19 protein-coding genes are annotated in these 22,025 nt (G+C 37.0%); 5 read left to right on the forward strand and 14 right to left on the reverse strand.

What is annotated here, in order from left to right; translation table 11 throughout:
• Positions 1–16 precede the first annotated feature (16 nt).
• The 3 genes from hisA to hisIE are packed head-to-tail and all read left to right on the forward strand — an operon-like array spanning position 17 to position 2,132.
• Positions 17–754, forward strand: a complete 738-nt coding sequence (gene hisA / locus DKK79_RS07705) for a 1-(5-phosphoribosyl)-5-[(5-phosphoribosylamino)methylideneamino]imidazole-4-carboxamide isomerase (protein ID WP_110424055.1) — start codon at positions 17–19, stop codon at positions 752–754.
• Positions 736–1,512, forward strand: coding sequence for an imidazole glycerol phosphate synthase subunit HisF (gene hisF, locus DKK79_RS07710; protein ID WP_034884403.1), 777 nt, complete (start codon positions 736–738; stop codon positions 1,510–1,512). The genes hisA and hisF overlap by 19 nt, the downstream gene beginning before the upstream one ends.
• Positions 1,506–2,132 (forward strand): bifunctional phosphoribosyl-AMP cyclohydrolase/phosphoribosyl-ATP diphosphatase HisIE, encoded by a 627-nt coding sequence (gene hisIE / locus DKK79_RS07715; RefSeq protein ID WP_110423575.1) that lies wholly within the window; start codon positions 1,506–1,508, stop codon positions 2,130–2,132. The genes hisF and hisIE overlap by 7 nt, the downstream gene beginning before the upstream one ends.
• A gap of 72 nt (positions 2,133–2,204) precedes the next feature.
• Here hisIE and cysB read toward each other — a convergent pair whose 3' ends face one another.
• The 3 genes from cysB to matP form a co-directional block, all read right to left on the reverse strand.
• Positions 2,205–3,176, reverse strand: coding sequence for an HTH-type transcriptional regulator CysB (gene cysB / locus DKK79_RS07720; RefSeq protein WP_110423576.1), 972 nt, complete (start codon positions 3,174–3,176; stop codon positions 2,205–2,207).
• A 166-nt stretch (positions 3,177–3,342) separates the two neighbouring features.
• Positions 3,343–5,943, reverse strand: coding sequence for a type I DNA topoisomerase (gene topA / locus DKK79_RS07725; protein ID WP_110423577.1), 2,601 nt, complete (start codon positions 5,941–5,943; stop codon positions 3,343–3,345).
• Positions 5,944–5,972: 29 nt separating this feature from the next.
• Positions 5,973–6,437, reverse strand: a complete 465-nt coding sequence (matP, locus tag DKK79_RS07730) for a macrodomain Ter protein MatP (RefSeq protein ID WP_110423578.1) — start codon at positions 6,435–6,437, stop codon at positions 5,973–5,975.
• Positions 6,438–6,586: 149 nt separating this feature from the next.
• On the opposite strand from matP, the gene DKK79_RS07735 reads away from it, so the two are divergent.
• On the forward strand, positions 6,587–8,272 hold the full coding sequence (locus tag DKK79_RS07735; protein ID WP_110423579.1) for an amidohydrolase: 1,686 nt from the start codon (positions 6,587–6,589) through the stop codon (positions 8,270–8,272).
• Between the two features lie 45 nt (positions 8,273–8,317).
• Here DKK79_RS07735 and DKK79_RS07740 read toward each other — a convergent pair whose 3' ends face one another.
• The 4 genes from DKK79_RS07740 to DKK79_RS07755 all read right to left on the reverse strand — a co-directional run bounded on the left by DKK79_RS07740 (position 8,318) and on the right by DKK79_RS07755 (position 10,156).
• A complete protein-coding gene (locus DKK79_RS07740; protein WP_146212002.1) occupies positions 8,318–8,500 on the reverse strand; it encodes a hypothetical protein in 183 nt (60 codons plus the stop codon).
• Positions 8,501–8,551: 51 nt separating this feature from the next.
• On the reverse strand, positions 8,552–8,881 hold the full coding sequence (locus DKK79_RS07745; RefSeq protein ID WP_110423581.1) for a hypothetical protein: 330 nt from the start codon (positions 8,879–8,881) through the stop codon (positions 8,552–8,554).
• 36 nt (positions 8,882–8,917) lie between these two features.
• Positions 8,918–9,598, reverse strand: a complete 681-nt coding sequence (locus DKK79_RS07750) for a hypothetical protein (RefSeq protein ID WP_110423582.1) — start codon at positions 9,596–9,598, stop codon at positions 8,918–8,920.
• 120 nt (positions 9,599–9,718) lie between these two features.
• Positions 9,719–10,156 (reverse strand): PTS sugar transporter subunit IIA, encoded by a 438-nt coding sequence (locus DKK79_RS07755; RefSeq protein ID WP_110423583.1) that lies wholly within the window; start codon positions 10,154–10,156, stop codon positions 9,719–9,721.
• Between the two features lie 331 nt (positions 10,157–10,487).
• On the opposite strand from DKK79_RS07755, the gene DKK79_RS07760 reads away from it, so the two are divergent.
• The gene (locus DKK79_RS07760) at positions 10,488–11,867 is read left to right on the forward strand and encodes an APC family permease (protein WP_110423584.1); all 1,380 of its coding nucleotides are present in this window, start codon (positions 10,488–10,490) and stop codon (positions 11,865–11,867) included.
• Positions 11,868–11,993: 126 nt separating this feature from the next.
• Here DKK79_RS07760 and DKK79_RS07765 read toward each other — a convergent pair whose 3' ends face one another.
• From DKK79_RS07765 to DKK79_RS07795, 7 genes are all read right to left on the reverse strand, one after another.
• Positions 11,994–12,257 (reverse strand): HPr family phosphocarrier protein, encoded by a 264-nt coding sequence (locus DKK79_RS07765; protein WP_110423585.1) that lies wholly within the window; start codon positions 12,255–12,257, stop codon positions 11,994–11,996.
• Between the two features lie 146 nt (positions 12,258–12,403).
• Complete coding sequence (locus DKK79_RS07770; RefSeq protein ID WP_110424056.1) at positions 12,404–13,339, reverse strand: phosphatidate cytidylyltransferase; 936 nt, start codon at positions 13,337–13,339, stop codon at positions 12,404–12,406.
• A 40-nt stretch (positions 13,340–13,379) separates the two neighbouring features.
• Positions 13,380–13,853: a hypothetical protein gene (locus DKK79_RS07775; RefSeq protein ID WP_110423586.1), complete on the reverse strand. Its 474-nt coding sequence runs from the start codon at positions 13,851–13,853 to the stop codon at positions 13,380–13,382.
• The gene (locus DKK79_RS07780) at positions 13,847–15,163 is read right to left on the reverse strand and encodes a phosphatase PAP2/dual specificity phosphatase family protein (protein ID WP_110423587.1); all 1,317 of its coding nucleotides are present in this window, start codon (positions 15,161–15,163) and stop codon (positions 13,847–13,849) included. The genes DKK79_RS07775 and DKK79_RS07780 overlap by 7 nt, the downstream gene beginning before the upstream one ends.
• 2 nt (positions 15,164–15,165) lie before the next feature.
• On the reverse strand, positions 15,166–16,914 hold the full coding sequence (locus tag DKK79_RS07785; protein ID WP_110423588.1) for a bifunctional alpha/beta hydrolase/class I SAM-dependent methyltransferase: 1,749 nt from the start codon (positions 16,912–16,914) through the stop codon (positions 15,166–15,168).
• Positions 16,915–16,936: 22 nt separating this feature from the next.
• Complete coding sequence (locus tag DKK79_RS07790; protein WP_110423589.1) at positions 16,937–17,554, reverse strand: CDP-alcohol phosphatidyltransferase family protein; 618 nt, start codon at positions 17,552–17,554, stop codon at positions 16,937–16,939.
• 28 nt (positions 17,555–17,582) lie between these two features.
• Positions 17,583–21,857 carry an acyl-CoA dehydratase activase-related protein gene (locus DKK79_RS07795; protein ID WP_110423590.1) on the reverse strand — a complete coding sequence of 1,425 codons (4,275 nt, stop codon included), beginning with the start codon at positions 21,855–21,857 and terminating at the stop codon, positions 17,583–17,585.
• Positions 21,858–22,025: the final 168 nt, after the last annotated feature.

The following is a 22,025-nucleotide window of genomic DNA, read 5'->3' on the forward strand; positions in this document are numbered from 1 at the left end:
AATGGCAGTTTACCCTATTATTATTCCAGCTCTTGATTTAATTGATGGTACGGTGGTTCGATTACATCAAGGCGATTATGACCAAAAACGTGATTATGGAAAGGATCCCTTAATTCGCCTACAAGATTATCAAAAACAAGGTGCGAAACAACTACATCTTGTTGATTTAACTGGAGCTAAAGATCCGCAAGTTCGACAAATCTCATTAATAAAATCATTGATTGAAGGCGTACAAGTCCCGGTACAAATTGGTGGTGGAATTCGTACAGAGGATGACGTTAAAGCATTATTATCCGCAGGTGCAACACGGGTAGTTATTGGTTCAACAGCTATCAAACAACCTGATTTGGTTAAAAAGTGGTTTGATACTTATGGTCCTGAATCTTTGGTATTAGCCCTAGATGTTCGTATTGATCAACAAGGTAATAAAAATGTCGCGATTCATGGTTGGCAAGAGGATTCTAAACAAACCTTAGAACAAGTTATTGATGATTACCTAGCTTATGGTTTGAAGCATGTGTTATGTACTGATATCTCCAAAGATGGTACGTTAAGTGGTTCTAATGTGAAGTTATATCAAGAGATCAGCCAAAAATACCCAGCTATTGCTTTTCAAGCTTCTGGCGGAATTGGACAATTGAACGATGTTAAAGCGTTACAAGAGAGCGGTGTTGCAGGTATCATCGTCGGTCGAGCATTACTCGAAGGTAAATTTACAGTTCAGGAGGCAATTGCATGTTGGCAAAAAGGATAATACCTTGTTTGGACGTTCGTAATGGGCAAGTTGTTAAAGGTGTACAATTCCGTAATCACGAAATCATAGGTGATATAGTACCGCTAGCCAAACGCTATGCCGAAGAAGGGGCTGACGAATTGGTATTTTATGATATCACAGCCTCATCCGACGGTCGGGTAGTAGACAAAAGTTGGGTAGCAAAAGTCGCTGAAGTAATAGATATTCCATTTTGTGTCGCTGGTGGGATAAAAACGGTTGAAGATGCAGGAAGAATTCTCACTTATGGTGCGGATAAAATTTCAATTAACTCCCCTGCTTTAGCTAATCCGGGCTTAATTACTGAATTAGCGGATTGTTACGGGGTGCAGTGTATCGTTGTGGGGATTGATACTTGGTATGATAAAGATTCAGATAGTTACCACGTTTATCAATTCACTGGCGATGAAAAACGCACAGTCGCCACCAAATGGAATACGATTGATTGGGTGCAAGAGGTACAAAAGCGAGGTGCCGGTGAAATTGTATTAAATATGATGAATCAAGATGGCGTTCGCAATGGTTACGATCTTAAGCAACTTAAAACGATTCGGGAAGTTTGCCAAGTACCACTGATTGCCTCTGGCGGCGCAGGTACGATGGAACACTTTTTACAAGCTTTTAAAGAGGCCAACGTTGATGGTGCTTTAGCCGCTTCAGTCTTTCATAAACAAATTATTAATATTGGTGAACTTAAACAATATTTAGCTCAACATGGAGTAGAAATACGATTATGCTAACTCAACATTCTCAAATACAAATAGATACCAAACAACTTGATTGGCAAAAAGTCGATAATTTAATGCCAGTGATTATTCAGCACTATGTATCTGGCGAAGTGCTGATGCTTGGTTATATGAATCAAGAGGCTTTAGCTCAAACCCAAAGCAGCGGAAAAGTCACCTTTTATTCTCGCACCAAACAACGTTTATGGACCAAAGGTGAAACCTCGGGTAACTTTTTAAATGTAGTTAGTATCTCATCCGATTGTGATAACGATACCCTGTTAATCTTAGTCAACCCAATCGGACCGACTTGTCATACCGGAGCAAATAGCTGCTTCACTAACAGTAAAACTGAGTGGGGCTTTCTATATGATTTAGAGCAATTATTGGGAGCTCGTAAACAAGCCGATCCGCAATCCTCTTATACCGCAAAACTCTACCATGACGGTACTAAACGTATTGCCCAAAAAGTTGGCGAAGAAGGCGTTGAAACGGCGCTTGCAGCCACGGTACACGATAAAGAAGAGTTAAAAAATGAATCAGCTGATTTAATCTATCACTTACTTGTCTTACTGCAAGATCAAAACCTTGCTCTACAAGATGTGATCGGTATTTTAAAAACTAGACATAAATAACCACTAAAAAACCAAGCACACCATTCGCTGCTTGGTTTACTAAACTTTATCAGCCGAAAATGACAAATACCTTTATCTAACTGGTAACTTAACGCCATTAAACATAGCTTGCACCTCGATATTATTTTCACAAAGACTAAGTTTATCGATGGTTTGTCTATTTAAATGCGGTGAAAATTGACTAATAAAATCGTACATATAGTTACGCAAAAACAGAGAACGTGCAAATGCGATATAAGTGGTACTGTAGGGGAATATATGGCCGGCATTAAGTACCACAAACTCACTATCAGAGTTCTCATTAACTGCCATTTTAGCAACAATGCCAACACCAACACCTAACTTAACATAGGTCTTAATCAAATCAGCATCAGTGGTGCTAAAAACAATATTAGGTACCTGATTAGCCTTAATAAATGCTTGATTTAGGTCGGAACCATCATTAGAAAAGTCGTAACTGACTAACGGATAGTTAGATAATTCTTCGATTGTGATTAGACTACTTTTGGCTAAAGGATGATCTTTCATAACAATCACCGCCTGGTTCCAGTGATAACAAGGTAAAGCAATCATATCATCACTAAGATCTGACAAATCAGTAACAATAGCAAAGTCCGCTTGTCCGGTTTGTGCTTGCAAGAGACATTGAGCGGATGAACCTTGCTCCATATGAAGGGTAATACTTGGATATTGCAGCATAAATTGTTGGATAACCAATGGTAAAGTATACCGAGCTTGAGTATAAGTGGTGGTAATTGTTAATGAGCCTTGATTTGGTTGACTAAACTCTTTAGCTAGAATTTTAATATCTTGTGCTTTATTTAAAATCTCACGGGCTAAAGCAATAATTTGATCACCAACTGGCGTAACTTCTGAAAGATGTTTACCTACACGGGTAAAGATTTGTACATTGAGCTCGTCTTCCAATAATTTAATCTGCTTACTAATCCCTGGTTGCGAGGTATACAGTTTTTCAGAGGTAAGAGAGACATTGAGATCGTTATTGACGACCTCAACAATATAACGCAGTTGTTGCAACTTCATGACAAAGGCTCCTTTGACCATATACATTTCCCTCTTCTCAACAATAATTTAAGAAAGAGGAAAATTGCAAGGTAATTCCTTTCACACTTTAGCACAAGACAGCTTTTTTATACTAAAACGGCTACTTAACCTGATCTATTCTTCAAAAATGACCTGGTGTTCTTACCTATTTTTTACTATTAACCCATTTACCATGAACATATTTCATCACCCAACCGGTAGATTTGCCGTTCACTTCAGATGTGACATATTGTTCCTTACTTTTACGACTAAAGCGAACAATACTCGGATTACCATTTGGATCATGACTTGGTGCTTCGGTTAAATAAATGAATTTTTCCGGTAAACGATATTTAAAACGTTGTAACTCTTCAATTAAAGGTGCACGAGTTTCCCTAGATTTAGGAAAATTATGTGCCGCTAAAAAGATACCTGATGCACCATCTCTTAGCACAAAATGGGCATCTGATTTGCTACATTTTAGTTCAGGTAAATCAACAGGATCTTCTTTAGGTGGAGCCACATCACCATTTTTTAAGATTTTACGAGTGTTTTTACAATCTTGGTTAGTACATCCCATATACAAACCAAAACGGCCTGACTTAAGATGCATTTCTGATCCACATTTTTCACATTCAATAATTGGACCATCGTAACTTTTTACTTTAAATGTACCCTTTTCAACTAATGAGCCATCACAAATTGGGTTATTACCGCAAATATGCAACTTACGCTCATTATCCAGCAGATAACTATCCATCGCAGTATGACATTTAGGGCAACGTTTAAGTGCTCTTAGAGCATTAGTTTCTGCTGTTTCCGCTTCTTCCAAAATGTTCAAAGTTTCATGTTCAGGAATTAGGTTAATTGTCTGCTTACAACGCTCTTTCGGTGGCAACGCATAACCAGAACATGCTAAAAACACACCGGTTCCTGCTGTTTTGATTCCCATTTCACGACTACAGTTAGGACATTTAATTTCTGGTGTTAAAACGAGTGGATTTAATTGCATTCCTCCATGATCAGGATCTTGTTCTGCAATTTCAAGATGTTGACTGAAATCTTCAAAGAATTGATCTAAAACTTCGCGCCATTCTTGTTTTTTATTGGCAATCTCATCAAGTGCATACTCCATGCGTGCGGTAAAATCATAACTCATAAGATCATTAAAGTTTTCACTTAACCTATCAGTAACAATCTCACCGATTTTTTCCGCATAAAAACGACGATTATCTAATCGTACATATCCACGGTCTTGAATGGTTGAAATAATGGTTGCATAAGTAGATGGACGACCAATTTCTCGTTTTTCTAATTCTTTTACCAATGAAGCTTCATTATAACGAGCAGGAGGTTTAGTAAAGTGTTGATCTGGATTTAAACTCAAAAGTTCTAAAATATCTTTAACCGATACTGCTGGTAACATCTTATCTTCATTATTTTTACTTAACTGTGATTGTACTTTTGTCCAACCATCAAAACGTAAAGTACGACCTTTGGCTTTTAAAGTAAAATCACCCGCTTTAACAGTAACTGTAATAGAGTTATATTCAGCGGATGTCATTTGGCAAGCAACAAATTGACGCCAAATTAATTGATATAATTTAACCGCATCAACGTCGACATCACTAAGACTAGTTGCTGAAATATTCACATCTGACGGACGAATTGCTTCATGTGCTTCTTGTGAATTTTTCTTACTTGTATAAACATTCGGTGACTTCGGTAGATATTTATCACCATAGTTTTTGCCAATATAATCGCGAACCATATTTAATGCATCTTGACTCAAATTTGTTGAATCGGTACGCATATAAGTGATATAACCGGCTTCATATAAGCGCTGGGCCAACATCATTGTCTTCTTCACTCCAAAACCAAGGCGAGTACTTGCCGCTTGTTGCAAAGTTGAAGTAATAAATGGTGCAGTTGGATTACTTTTAGTCGGTTTTTCTTCAATATTGGTAACTTGGTATTGCTTGTTATTTAACTCTGCTAACGCAATATCAATAGAAACTTGATCTTTTGGTTCAAACGCATCATCTTTATAATGCGTGACTTGCATAGTTAATTTTTCTTGATTAGCAGTTTTTAAATCGGCATAAAGTTCCCAATACTCTTCAGGAATAAAAGCATGGATTTCACGTTCACGTTCAACAACTAATCGTACCGCAACTGATTGAACACGACCGGCCGATAAACCACGTGCCACTTTCTTCCAGAGTAACGGCGACACCATAAAACCCACCACACGGTCCATAAATCGGCGTGCTTGCTGAGCATTAACGCGATCCATATCCAACATAGCCGGATGTTTAAATGCATTTTGAATGGCAGTTTTAGTGATTTCATTAAATACAACGCGGCGATACTTATCATCATCACCACCAATAACATCTTTAAGATGCCAAGCAATGGCTTCCCCTTCTCTATCCAAGTCGGTTGCCAGATAAATCATATCCGCATCTTTGGCTAATTTTTTAAGTTCATCAACTACCCGCTCTTTGCCTGGCAAAATTTCATAATGAGCTTTCCAACCGTTATAAGGATCGACACTCATACGGTCGACTAAGATCTGTTTTTCAGATCGTTTTACTTTCTTCTCAGCTTTATCTTTGCTGGCTTTATCATTGCGGTGGCTACTACCACTTACTGGAAGATCTCGAATATGCCCCACGCTTGATTTAACCACGAAATCTTTGCCAAGGTATTTATTAATCGTTTTTGCTTTTGCTGGTGATTCCACAATAACAAGGGATTTTCCCATAATTAAACCTATTTATCCTGTAGTTTAAGTTATTTACCGTCTAGATTATCATCGAGTAATGACAGTAAATCATCTTTAATTGTCGATACTTTAGTGGCATATTGCTCTTTTTGTTCTGCATCTTCAATTAATTGCGTAATTGTTTGTGACAACGTACATTTTCGGCGTTTAGCTAAATTAGCTAATCTTTGCCATACTAGAAATTCCAAATCAATAGACTTTTTACGTGTATTTTGTTGCTCGGCATTAAAATGCCGTTTTCGCCTTGCCCGAATAGTTTGTTTCATGCGATTATCTAAACCGGGATTTAAATGCTGCTTAATCCAATCAACGACAGCTGTCGGTTTGTGTTCTAATAATAGTAGTTCATTTACGGCTTGCTCTGCTGCACTCCTTTCTATATAACGAGTAATTAGCTCACCTTCTAAATGTCTTTTTACTAGATAGTGCCACTTCCAACCGCATTCAAGGTTTTCTAATTGTTGGTATTTCATAAGCTCACCTTGTGACGCTGTAACTAAATATAATAGTTGTAGCATAAACTCAACACACAATAAAGAAAATTATTGCATTTGACAAATTTTTTATAAATCTGTTATCGTTCACCTTTCACTTCAATCTTCTAATTAAGGAATCACGTATAATGGCAAAAGCCGATGTTATTTATATTAATGGCCACATCTACACGGCTGACAAACACGATACAGTCTGTGAAGCTATTGCAATTCAAAACGGCTATATTATTGCAACTGGCACCACACAAGAGATAAATAACACTCAATATGTTGATAATTGTACGATAATTTATGATCTACAAGGTAAAACTATGATGCCCGGCATTATTGATGCCCATTTACATACTTTTTGGGGTGGCATGCAACTATCATCATGTAATCTAAATTATCAAAGTTTAACTGTCGATGCCACTCTGGCCATTATTCAACAATATTTAGATAACGATTCCCTTAGTAACAGCACAAATTGGTTACAAGTTCGTGGCTGGTTGCGTCAAGAAGTATTACCAATCGGTACTGACATTACCCGTTTTGATCTTGACAAGCTTAATACCACGCGTCCGGTTATTTTATTCTCAAATGATTGTCATACACTTGTTGCTAACAGTATTGCTTTAGAAAAATTTGGACTCGATCGTAATACGCCAGAGCCTTCTGATGGTAAAATTGGGCGTACTAAAGATGGCGAATTAAATGGTATATTAGAAGATGCTCCTGCAATGCGTGCATTTGACAGCATTTCTAAACTTACCGATGAACAAGCGGTAAACATCGCTAAATTATCACAAACAGAATTAAATAAGCAAGGGGTAACTTCAGTAATGGATGCGCGTATTACTGAAACCCAAGCCGATGCATTTTTAAAATTACAACAGCAAGATGAGCTTTCAATACGCTTATTTGGAGCTCGTGAGTTACCCCCTGATGATGTCGATTCGATTGAAGACGTTCCAGCGGTTATTGCTCGGGTAAAACAGTTTGCTAAACGCTATGACGACCAAAATTGGCAACCAAAACCGGGAATAAAAGTATCGCATACGAAATTATTCGTTGATGGCGTAATGCAAGCGCCATTAATGACAGCGCGTTTGCTAAAACCCTATCAATTAGAAAATGAAAAAGAGCGCTATGGTGATCTCTATTACTCCACAGAAATGCTAGATGCCTTAATCCTTGAATCATCAAAAGCAGGTTTTCACCCTCACATGCACACCGTTGGCGAAGGGGCAATCGAAGTGGTTCTTAACGCCATTGAAAAAATGCGAAAAGCACTACCTGATGCGGATATTCGCCCAAGTACGGCCCATAATGAACTCAGTGCTATGCATCAATTTGCCCGTTATAAACAATTAAAAGCCAGTGTGGTATTTTCATTCCAATGGGCTGGCTGTAGCTCGGCAATGGTTGAACAATACCAAACACTGTTTGGTGCTGAACGTTATAATGGTTTAGAAGCCCATGGTCAATATATTGATGCCGGTGTAACCTGTGCTTTTGGTAGTGATTGGCCAATTGATCCACTTAATGAATGGTATGATTTCCAAATTGCTATGACTCGACAAATTGACACCGAGCATCCACGCTTAAATAGCGACCGCAATTTAACTGCCGTTGAAGTGCTACGTTGTGCAACTATTGGTGCGGCTTACATGTTAAAACAAGATGAGTATATCGGCTCTATTGAAAAAGGCAAATTTGCTGATGTAATTATTTTAGATCGCAATCCGTTTACCATTCCGGCAACAGATATGCAAAACGTCAAAGTACTAACGACAATTGTTGGCGGCAAAACGGTTTATCAACAAGCCTATTAAACTTTAAGTAAATTCACTACCCCGCCAATGGTTCGGGGTAGTTTTTTATAACGTGTCAGCATCAACAACATCATCTTCAACTGCTGGTTTTCGGGTAAAGTGAAAAATCGTAGCAATAATAAATGCTCCGATGAACATATCAATCACATACCACAATGCACCTTTGGTTACAGCATCAAGTGTAACTAAACCACCAAATGCAACCAAGGAATCAATACTATTAATCATACCTAGCATACCCACAACTGCTATACCTACAACGATAGCGATAATAACTCGTTACGGATCTTTAATGGCGAATGGAATCGCGACTTCAGTACTAACTGCTAAAGATAAAAAGAACGCAGTGATACCAAACTGTTTTTCTTCTTTGGTATTTTTAGAACGTGATACCAGTAAAGAGGATATTGCTAATCCTAAAAGAGGAATTGCACAGCACATACGGAGCTCGCCATTAGGACCATAAACACTTTCTGCCATAGCTGCTAACGTAAAGACGGTGGCAGCTTTACTACAAGGTCCACCCATATCAATCGCAGCAAGCACACTGATTCCTATACCTAAAAATGCCGCATTAACTTCTGACATGACTTTTAAAGTTTTTACCATTACTTTTACAAACCAATCAAGGGGATATGACAAATCTTAAATATAAATAGGCGTCATGACCAGTAATGTTACTGTTGGAATAATCATCACCGGCATAACCGAAGCAATAACCGGATGGAATTTAACGGTTTTAAACCATTTAACAAAATAGCCAATAAGGACACTGAAAATCATTGTACCAATAAAACCAGTAGATACATGATTACTGCCAATTGGATTATTTACTACATTTCCCATAATAAACGCTGGTGCCAAGGGGGCATTACCACCAATAGAGTAAGCCATATAAGCCGCAAGCACTGGCACCATCATTGCGAAGCCGTAGAAAGCCACTTGTTGCAAATTGGCAAAGAATTGATTGCTTGGTAAAATAGCTTTTCCTACCACATGTCCAGTCATTAAAACGATTGAGAGAAGAATACCGGAAGCAATGATAGCCAGTAAAAATTTACTGATACCAGTATTTAACGATCTAAATATCTCTTTACCAATACTCTCTTTTACTTCTTTTGGGGATGATAAGGCTTCGGCATTATTAAAAATGTTAGCTGTATTTTTAACCGCTTCACTAGTGCTAACCTTAATCACCTTTTTAAAAGGTTCTAACAGTTCAGCATTATCGATTGAAATATCTGTCGCTAACAAAATTACATCAGCTCTTTTCAAATCTTTCTCAGTTAATACATTATCAATTCCAGCTGCTCCTTGGGTTTCAATCTTACAATCCCATCCTCACTGTTTAGCTTCATTTTCAATTTTTTGTTTAGCAATATAAGTATGGCCATTTCGGCAGAACAGGCACATATAGCAACAATCTTTTTATTTTTTAAGGATTCTTTACTCATATAAACCTCGGATTTTTTCTGCTACAATTTGTTGAATATCACTATTTAAAAGAACCCCAATAAAATTGTCATCAGCCAAGTTAGACGCCAATTTGGCAATAATTATTAAATGCTCTTTATTGGCATTTTGTGGTGCACCAATCAACACCATTAGCTTCACTTTATTGCCATTATTCCAGACTATCCCTTGATTATATTTTGCCACGACAATAAATGGTGTTTTCACTGCGTCACTTTTAGAATGCGGTAATGCAATATTGGGCAAAACATCAGTTTCCATCTCTTGCTCATGTTGCATGACATCATCAGAAAATTTATTTAAATCCCTTAAATATACTTTACTCTGTTCAGCCATCAATTTAATCACCAATGACTTATGTGAAATAACATCATTAGTTAATTCAACAGGTAAAATGGGAATTGGTTCCATAATATGTGCTCTTGATTAATCGCTGTTCTCTGTGTAATCTTTATACAATACTTTTAGATAAAAAATATTACTGTTTATAAAAATCGGATAACAATGAGCTGCTGAGAAATTTATCCATCAAACCTGGCAATAACCCTAATCAGCTTATCGTAATTGATTTTTTTCTTTCGAAAAAGCTTACAAACCATCCGGATTTATAATCTTTACTAAAAATTAGCTTGCATAATTGTGATAATGTGGCAGAATTCCCTGCCGCTTTAAGCGGGTAAAAAGGCAAAACTATACTTAGTAGTTTTTTATTGTTTTTTGGGACAGAGGAGCAAAGTAAGTCATGTCCGCAATAAAAATGAAACGAGTTTTAACCACACCTGCATTGATTGCATTTGGTTTAGCTTATATGGTTCCTTTAGGGATCTTTACCACTTATGGGGAAGTTACCGTTGTCAGTAATGGACACTTACCTATAGCCTATATTATCACCCTTGCCATGATCTTTTTCACAGCATTGAGTTATTGTCGAATGGCAAACAAACTCCCTATTGCTGGTTCGGCCTACACCTATGTACAACGAACATTTGGTGGAAAAGCCGGTTTCTTAGTTGGGTGGGCGCAAATTCTTGATTACCTATTTTTACCAATATTAAATTACTTGGTTTTAGGCATCTATCTACATGAACTTTATGATAGTATTCCGGCTTATGTATATGTATTGGCATCTATTGTAGGTGTAAGTGTATTAAATTACCTTGGAATCAAGTTAATTAATTGGGCCAATATAACTTTGAATTTATTTCAAGCATTATTCATTGTTCTGTTTATTATTTTAACCTTAACAAATGTCCATTTAACACCGGAAACAATGTTAAAACCAATATCAGTAACAAGCGATGATTTTAGTGGTTTATTTTCTGGAGCGGCCATATTATGTTTAGCATTCTTAGGCTTTGACGCCATTGCGACGCTAGCTGAAGAATCAAACGACGCTAAAAAAACCTTACCAAGAGCAATTATTGGTACCGTATTGATTGCTGGTTGTATATTTTTAGTTGTCTCCTATTGTGCGCATTTAGCCTATCCACAATGGACTGATTTTGCTGATAATAAAGATACTGCAAGTTTGGATGTAATGCGCAAAGTGGATAACATAAGTCACTTAACCAATGTACTTGGTAAATATGGCAATGATTTTATGTATAACTTCTTCCAAACAGCCTATTTAACTGGTGTCTTTGCCTCAACTATGACAGCGCAAACTAGCGTGTCACGAATCTTTTATGCGATGGGGCGTGAAGGTGTGTTGCCAAAAAGGATCTTTTATAAAATTCACCCACGTTTTAGAACACCCTATTTATCAATTATTTTTGTTTCCTGTTTTTCCCTATTCGCTTTGGTACTTGATTTAAGCTTAGTCGTATCGATGATCAGTTTTGGTGCATTAGTTGCCTTCACCTTCGTTAATCTATGCGTAATCAAAAGTTACTTAAGTGGTACTAAAAAAACAGTACCAATGCTTTTAAAATATGGATTAATGCCAGCAATTGGCGTATCACTTTCGTTATGGCTATGGACCAGTCTTGAAACGACAGCGATGACGGTGGGTTTAATTTGGTTAGCCATTGGATTTTGTTATTTACTTTATCTAACTCGAGGTTTTACCAAATTATTGCCTTCAATTGATCATTCAGAATTGAATTCAATTATTAAAGATTAGATTAATCTATTAGGTCTACTTGAAAGTATTTAGTTAATGCCCTTTTAAAAATAATCCCGTCGACCTTTGGTCGACGGGATTTTCATTTCTAAGTCAATAAAATAAGCTAGATAAAATTGCTTAAAATTATTCACCAAAGCCAGTAGCAAATAATTCGCGAATTTCATCCATTGCTGCTTGTTCATCTTCACCATCACAGATGATTTCAACAGTTGAACCACCTTTAACACCAGCTCCAAGTAATCCCATCATGCTTTTTAATTTAATGGCTTTATCGTTATAAACAAGTTCAATTGATGATTTATAACGGCCAGCTAATTTAACAAGCGTTGTTACCGGGCGTGCATGTAAACCAGTTGCATTTTTTACTACCATTTGCTCTTTTAACATATTATAGTCCTTACTTATATCTAATGTTAATACAATACCCGTATTTATATCATAAATTCATTTTTTTTGCTCTTTTTTAGCATTAATTTTTAAAATTTATTCATATCGCACTGTTTTTTAATAACTATCGATTAATAATGCTAAAACTAGTCCACCCAAAAATATCTCACTACATGAAAAAATATTGGTGCAGCAAAGCAGATAGAATCGAAGCGATCGAGTATACCACCATGGCCATCGATAAGCCTTCCCCAATCTTTTACCCCTCGGTCACGTTTAATGGCTGACATCACTAATCCCCCCAGAAAGCCCAAAAGTGTAATCATTAATGAAATTAATCCCGATTGCAGAAAAGTAAAAGGGGTGATCCAACACATGCACGCTCCAATAAAACTGGCAGATAAAAGGCCACCAATGAAACCTTCAATCGTTTTTGATGGTGAGATATTCGGACTGATTTTATGTTTACCAAACAATTTACCAAAAACATATTGCAACACATCTGATAATTGAACGATTAACACCAAATAAGCAATTAACAACAAATTACGACCTTGATAATTTTCGATATCCAACACTAACAACGCCGGTACACATGAAATACAATAAACCGTAATCATCAATCCCCATTGCACATCGGCTATTCTTTCTAAAAAATTACGAGTTGAAATCGTGGCGAATATCGCAAGGAACAAAAAGGCATACACTGGAATAAAAATACTGAATAAACCGTACCACGCATAGGCGACTAAAATATATTGCGTTGGTAGAGCAATACCAAAAGCAAAAATCAGCACGCAATAATCGTAGCGATTGATCGGCGTTAAAATGAGAAATTCACGCAATGCCACACCTGAAATAACAAAAAATAAAAAGATCACTGTCAGTTGCCCAAACCAAAAAGCAACCCCAATAATGGCAACCATTACCCACCATGCATTTATCCGAGTATTTAAATTATCGATAACACTATTGGGTGATTTACAACGAAATTTTAAAATTTGGCCAATTATTGTTGCGACTAACAAAAACAGGCCTATGCCCAAAAACAATAAACACGTATCATATTGATATTGGGACATTTTAATTCTCCTAGGTGCAGTATTACTAGTTAATAACGGATTAATTATTGATAATAACATTAATAACCGCAAAAATGATTAAACAATTTTGCGCTAAAAATAAGATTATCTGCCTTTTAAACAACGATAAAACCCCTTTTTGGCGATCTGCAATGGTTCTTGAGGTAAATTGACTAGGCCTAATTAATTTTAAATTGGCTAACGCCCTATCCATCGCTAATAGTTCATCATACAAATGATCCACATGGTTAGTTAAGTGTTTAAACAATTTTCTATCAAACTCGATTCTTATAGCGTAATACTTACTTATTAAACCGAGAATAAAGATCATCAAACAAATAATGGTTAATGGTATTGCCCAAGAACTCAGCAAGGCAACAAAAACAACTAACAACGATAATAGCATTGAAAAAATATCAATCTGTTTACTTAGCGACAAGAAACTACAAAACGTCACTAAATCTATTTTAGTCATAGTATTTGTTGATGACCGGTTATTGTTACTACTTAACATGTCGTTGTCCCATCTTTAATGTTTGCCAACCAGTTAGCTAAAATTAGTTGTTGCTGATTAGAAATCACAATAGAATGCCGATGTTTTTTTACTTTATTGATAGCTTGTTGCAAATTGTTGACTTTTTTTGTCCATAACAACCAAGCAACAACAGCGGTTGCACTTCTGGAATATCCCAAACCACAACAAACGAGTAATTTACCTTGTTGCCGATATTGTTCAATAATTTGCGCAGCTTGCTGACACTCCTTTTGCGAAAGTGGTGTCATATCTAAAACTGGAATGAGCGTATAAGTGCCTTTAAAATGACCAATTGGCAACTCGGCACACAAATCAACTACTGATATAAAATGATGTTGGTTTAATGCGCTAGTTGACGGAATACGACCTAAATAGACGTCATCGGCTATCAAATCATCGGCTTGATGTCTAATTGTCCATATTCGCGAATTTAGCCACATAATAATAAAATACGGTAAATAAAGCAGATTTACGGCTAACTTAAAACGACCATTTTGCTGTTTTTGAAAACCTGAGGCACCAAAAAATAGATAATTAACGGCAACCAATACCAAAGCGCCAGCCAACCATAATAACCAAAGCGCCCATCCAGAGAGATAGATAGCCATAGTAAGGGATAACAGAGATAAGACCAGATAGACGATTGTCCAATGATAATTCAATGGCCGATATATTGATGGTGTCAGCCTATTATCAGGCCATAACCAAATGCACAAACAGCCTACCCATAATCCAGTCGGAATATCAAAAAAATGATGCTGCCATGTAGTTAAAACTGAAAGTGCAATTAAAAAACACCAAAAATGTAATATATAACGCCCTAATCGCCGAAAATATTGAGCATAAAATTGCCATAAAATAACTAATAATGTGATGTGTAATGAAGGAGCTTGATTGAAAGGCTTATCAAATCCCATTAAAATATCAAACAGTAAACCTAAAAATCCATTCAAAACGGGACGGTCAAAATAGAATTTAAGCGGAAAAAGTAAGAAGCAAATAATACAAACCATTTGCGCGGTTAATAGTCGCAAACCAAGAGTTTTTAGAGATTGCCAGGAAGATGTCAATAAAATAGCAAGACCATACATCAGATCGATAGACCAATAAGGCACAATCGTCCATGGCCAAAGTGGAATAGAATGTTCCCAACTAAAAAATAGACTCGGTACATCCTGACGTTGCGAAGTTAGCCAGTTAGCAAAATTATAACTGGCAAAAAAGAACAAAGACAAACCGGCTAACCACACACATTTATAAACATTTAGACGGTTGAATAGTTTTGGCATAATCAATGCGAATTTCGTTGAGCGACAGAAACCGTAAAAATGCCCCACTGATCGACCAACATAGTAACTTTGCTAAATCCCGCTTCCTCAACTAACTGATCCATCTCAAGTTGCGTTCGTCGTCGCATAATCCACGGTTGTCCTTGCCGATGTGAAGTTAACGCTCTGGCAATAAATTCTAATTGCGGATGCCAAGGTTGATTAGTATAAATTAGATACCCACCATGTGGAATCACATCGGCCAATCCTAATAAAGACTGGCGCAACAATTGATTATCACCAAATAATTCATATAATCCTGATACTACCGCTAAATTAGGTTTAGGTGATAATTGTGAAAGCTCTTCACGACTAAAAGCATCGCCTTTTTCAAAACGGACAATATCACTCAACCCTTGTTGCGCAATCAGCGCTTGCCCATCACGGATATTAATATCACTATAATCTCGTAATAAAACCGAATTGGGTTTATGGGCTATTTGATTAATGGTTTCTAAAATATAGCGACCATGTCCTGCAGCAATATCAACAATGTTAACTTGCTCAGATTGCTGTAACTGTTCAATGGTCTGTTTTAATAGTTGCTCTAGATGATTCTTGCGTTGTCGAATTCCTCGCCAACCAATTGATTGTAAATAGAGATAATCAAAAAAACGCCCAAGTTTAGAGGTTCCAGACGGTTCATTTCGATAGACATAATCAAGCGTACTGCCAGAATCGAAACCAGTTTCAAAACCCAGCTTAATACCATCCGACATTTTACTAGCATATTTTAAGGTTGATCTAACGAATTTCCAATACCATGGTTTGATCCAACCTGATGGAGGTAAAGCTAATCTATCGGTTTCCATTCGAGTATAACCAACCCGGTCGGCATTAGTTAACGGCGGAATATTCGGTTGATTCGCAAAACAGCCTTGAATAAACCGTCGAGCTTTAGCAATAGCCATATTTCGATCTTTCTCACCAAAGGTATCATGATAAAATTTTGGTAAAATATGGAACTCTTTTTGAATTGTTCCTAAATTATCATAAAAGGCTTTTTGTGGTTTGCGGCGCACAACAAAATCAGAGCCAGAAACTAATAACTGAGTGGGTACAGTAATAGCATTGGCATCTTTAACAATACGATCCGCTACCGCATAGAGGTCAAGTAGTAATCTGACGGAAATTGGTCGCGTAATTAAAGGATCTTTATTAAAAGAATCAGCGCGATTAGCATCATGGGTTAACAAATTCGGTTTAACATAACTATTTACAAAGAAATTGCCTTTCAAGTTATACAATAAATTAAGTCCAGGTATTGCTAATGGAACATATAATTTAACGCTAAATGCTGGCGAACCTAACACTAATGCACGAACATTTGGCACATAATCATGTACCCAAGCGCTGGCAATTACCGCGCCAACACTTTGAGCAATAATGGCAATATCTTGCATATTTAATGAATATTCTTCAATGATATGTTCAATAAAGCAATTAGCATCTTTAATTAGCGTAGCAAAATTAGGGGCATCACCGCGTTCACCCTCCGATTGACCATTTCCTCTCGCATCCCATGCAAAAATATGAAAATCCGGCAACTCAAGTTCATCGGCTAAATGCGCCACTCGTCCAGAATGCTCATGACCTCGATGAAAAAGCACAATTGCTTTTGAAGATGATTGGCTAGTGACGGCAGGCCAATAACGATAAAATAATTGACAACCATCATGGCTAATAAACATTTTTTGTTGTTCTTCTCGCATAGCTTATTCCTTTTATTTCCTTTTATTCCTTTTTATTTTTTGATTCTTGTAATCCTTTTTTAACTCTATTAACTACCGTAATTAATAGCAAAAAGGTAATAAGCCACAGTAGTGTATTAAGCCAATCAAGTGGCAACAAAGAGGTAGCGATACCTAAACTTATTAGGCTAAAAACAAAAGCCCGATCGCTTTTACCCATGGGGCCATCATAACGCCGTGAACTACCAATCATCATGCCGAGTACACCTGCATACTCAGTTAAGAATGATAACAAAATGACTATAATCACTAGATTAACATGGATCTGATTTAATTGAGTAAAAATTAATAGTAATGCAGAATCTGAAACCACATCACAGATCTCATTTAAATACGCACCAAGATTCGATTTTTGGTTATATTCTCGGGCTAGCATGCCATCAATAGCATTGAGTGCCATCCGAATAAACATCCAGATCGGTATTAAGCCAAACAACCATTGATGATCAGCAAAATAGCCAACTAACAAAGCAATTAATATCGAACCTGCACAAGCGGTTAGTGTGACCTGATTCGCGGTAATATGTGATGCATATAACGATGTTACATAAGGACGAAGCAGTGCTTGAAAGCGCGATTTTAATTGATAGATTGAAAACACGGTCCTTCCTTTTATATGTTATATGCAATTAAACAATACGTTGTAACTGGGCATACTTTAATGAACTTACCATAAAATGCAAACGGTTGAGAACATTAACCTCACCAGCACCATCATCAAAATCCAAATAGAGCAGATTCAGTTTTGGATTAAGATCGCGCATGCGCTTCTCCACTCCTTTAGACACAACATGATTAGCAATACAACCAAATGGCTGCAAGCTAATGACATTATTAATGCCATGCTCAGCAAAGGTCATAATACCTGCAGGTATTAACCAACCTTCACCATATTGATTCGCCAAATTCAGGATTTCTTGTGCTTTTTTCGCCATATCACGAATATTGTGGAATGGTTGATAATTTTTAAAACCAGACAAAATCTGATTAGTTTGCTCAATATACTTTTGTGCCACCTTCTCAAAAAAATGTACAAAGTAAGTCACAAAACTTTTGTTAACAATATAATTATCAACATTACTATCATAGTTAACAAAACACTGAGCAAAAAACTCAATCATTGGTGGAATTATTGGCTCAATCCCCTGTTCAACAAGCCAGTCAACACTATGTTGATTACCAAAACTGTTATATTTAACGTAAATTTCACCAACAATCCCAATTTGCGGGCAATCCTTATTTAACGTCTCGATTTGATTAAAATGATCGACCGCTTCTTTTAACAACGCAAAGATCGCCTTTTTGCCTTTGTGTTGATTGATAAGATGTTGTAACTTTCTAATATAAAGCTCTTTCAATTGGTTAGCTTGTTGTTTAAATTTGGCTCTAGGCGCAATCGAGTAGAACATCTTCGAAATCGAATCAGCAAATAACATCGCAAAAAACGTAGTTGGTAAAGTTTTTAGCCAATTAATTTTAAAACCTGGTTGCTCAATTTCATTAATATTACCGGTACTGAGCGACACGATAGGTATATCTTCGAAACCATTACTAATCATGGCTTTCTTAATCAAAGAAAGATAACTACTCGCTCGACACTGTCCACCCGTTTGAGTAATGCCGATAGCCACCTCATCACGTTGATATTTACCTGAATTAAGCGCCTTAATTATGTCACCTACAATAATGGTCGCTGGATAGCAAATCTCATTGTTACAATACTTTAATCCCCATTCGACCGAACTTTTATCTGGTTTTGGCAAAGTCTCAAGCTTATAGCCTGACAAAGCAAAAATTGGCGGTAATAATGGTGAATAAAAATCGGAGATATAAGGTGCTAAAATAGTCCGTCGCTGTTTATCTTGTTTAGCAAAAATAGCCGTCTTTTTACGCTCAACCACATTTAATGGTAGTTGGTGATTCATACGGATTGACTCAATAATCGAACGTAAACGCAAACGCACCGAACCCGTTGCGGTGATCTCATCGACTCGAATTATTGTACAGGTCTTATCTTTTGACTCTAAAATCGCCTTACACTCATCGGTCACAATCGCATCAGGACCGCAACCAAATGAATTAAGTTGTACGAACTGAATATTTTTGGGTTGCTCAGCAACAAAACTCGCAGCAGCATATAAACGGTTTGGATAACTCCATTGCGAACAGATTTGCAACTCAGGGGATAATTGATTAATCACTCCTAATACTGAATCCTCGGTTATCACATCACAACCTAAGGCATTTAAAATCTCTGGGGTTTTATGATTGATTAAACTATCGCTATGGTAAGGACGACCAGCCAAAATGAACACATATCGCCCCGTCTCTTTAGCATTATTCAACACCTCAACTGCCTTGTTGTACAGCGAGTGTTTATATTCAGCTTGAGCAGCTAATGCATCAGAAAATGCTTGATTAGCTATCTTTTCAGTAATACCAAGCGAAGTTAAATAATTAATACAGCCCTTTTTCAATAATTTCTGATCACTAAAATTGATTACCGGATAATCCAACGGTACATTGTATTTGGTCTGCGGATTGATAGCACTATTTACCACCTCAGCATAACTACTCACAATTGGGCAGTTATAACTATTAACGGCATTATCAAAATGGTCAGCCTCAAACACCACCATCGGCATAAAAATACGATCAACCTTCTGTTCGATCAGTTCCATAATATGCCCATGTACCAGTTTGGCAGGAAAACAGATACTATCCGACATCACCGTACCTGCCCCTTTCTCGTAGATATCGTGGGTAGAATATGGCGAAAGTGTCACATTAATTCCACTATTGGTTAACAAGGTATGCCAGAACGGAAAATTTTCATATTGACCTAAAACACGAGGAATACCGATATTAAGCTTAGATTCAGCATTATGGATATTGGTTCGATCAAATAACAACGCATTTTTATAGTCAAACATATTAAATGCATTTTTATCTTGATATTGATTATTACTTAAAAAGCGTTCGCATTTATTACCAGAATAATAACGCTGACCATTAGCAAAACGATAAATCATAATATCGCATTTATTTTCACATCCCTTACAGCGTGAAGGCTTGGCCTTATTATCTTCGGCTTTTTGTAGATTATCTAAACCAATAAATTGTGATGGAGTTTGATCTTGCTGATAGTGATTTTTCGCCACTAATGCCGCACCATAAGCACCCATCAACTCAGGAATATTAGAACTGGCAATCTGTGCACCAGTCAACTGCTCTAAAGCTCGAAATACCGCCGGATTCTTAAAAGTTCCGCCTTGCACCACAATATGATCGCCCAATTTACGCATATCATGTAATTTAAGTACCTTATGAATAGCATTTTTAATCACCGAAAAAGCTAGACCCGCTGAAATATCGCCCATAGTGGCATTTTCACGCAGAGCCTGTTTCACTTTAGAGTTCATAAACACTGTACAGCGTGTGCCCAAATCACAAGGATTGTTAGATTTACACGCTGCATCAGCAAAATCGATGGTATTGGAATTAAGGGATTTAGCAAAAGTCTCAATAAACGAACCACAACCCGATGAACAAGCTTCATTTAACTCAATATGATTTACCACGCCATTAGCGATAAAAATAGCCTTCATATCTTGACCGCCAATATCCATGATAAAACTCACCTTAGGATCGATATGTTTAGCCGCAGCAAAGTGAGCCATCGTCTCAACTAAACCATCATCGATAGCAAAAGCAGCTTTCAACAACTCCTCACCATAACCGGTAACTCCACTGCGAGCAATCACAATGTCTTTACCAGATGCCGCAATCTCATCCTTAAGTACGGTTAAACCTTTAATAAGTGCGGTAATTGAGTGACCGTTATTTGGTGCATAATAAGTAAAAAGCAGTTCATCATCTTCACTAGTCAAGGTAATTTTAGTGGTAGTTGAACCACTGTCGATACCTAAATAAGCATTTTGCTTTTGATAAGCACTTAAAGCTAAGCGAGGAATTTCAATATATTTGCGTTTTTGTTGCCAATCAGCAAAAGATAACGACTGATTAAATAATGGTTTTAAGCGAAAAGATTGATTAACTTGAATTTTAGTTGACGCATTTAACCTATCGATAAAATCATTTAGCTTGAGCTCACTACGCTCAATAGCATGAATTGCCGCCCCCCAAGCTGACAATAAAGTAGGATGCTCGGTGGTAACTATCTGATCTTCATTTAACTTTAGTGTTTCTAAAGCCGCTCTGCCTAACGTTGGAATAAACGAAAACGGTCCGCCAATCAACATTACTTTGGGAACAATATCATAACCACGCGCTAGCGTATTAACCAATTGAATACAAACCGCATGTAATACAGAATAAGCAATATTTTCTTTGGAGACATTACGGCTAATTAAATTTTGCACATCGGTTTTGGCAAACACGCCACAGCGTGAAGCGATTGGATAGAGTTTATCATGTTTAGTTGCCAGCAGATCAAACTCCTGCACAGGGGTATTAAGCAAGGTTGCCATCTGATCTATAAAGGCACCTGTGCCACCGGCACAACTACCATTCATACGAATATCTGGTGGACGATCAGGAAAAAAGAAGATCATCTTACTATCTTCACCGCCAATATCGATTAACGTTCTAACCTCTGGATATTTGCGCTGCACCACTTCCGATGCGGCGACCACCTCTTGAATAAAGGCGATATCGGCTTTTTCCGAAATACCCATCCCAGCAGAACCAGTTACTTTCACGGATAACGTAACATCATCACCAGTTTGCTGTTTAATTTCATCTAAAAGGGATAAAACGGTAGGTACAATATGGGTGTTATGACGAACATAATTGGTATAAATAAAATTATCCTGTTCGTCAAGCACGACACACTTAGCTGTCGTAGAACCAACATCCAATCCAAGTCTATACATTTTTGGCATAACAAACTCACATTTTGCAAATTAGACTTAACCTATAAAAGGATCACAAAAATATAGAAATAATTATTATTGTTTGATGAAATTATTATAGCGAAATCTTTCAAATTTTTAATCAATTTGTTTGGGAAATGACATTTTTGGATGTTTTTTAACTAACAGAAACTAAAG

The organism is Gilliamella apicola, assembly GCF_003202915.1.
Taxonomy (GTDB): domain Bacteria; phylum Pseudomonadota; class Gammaproteobacteria; order Enterobacterales; family Orbaceae; genus Gilliamella; species Gilliamella apicola_Q.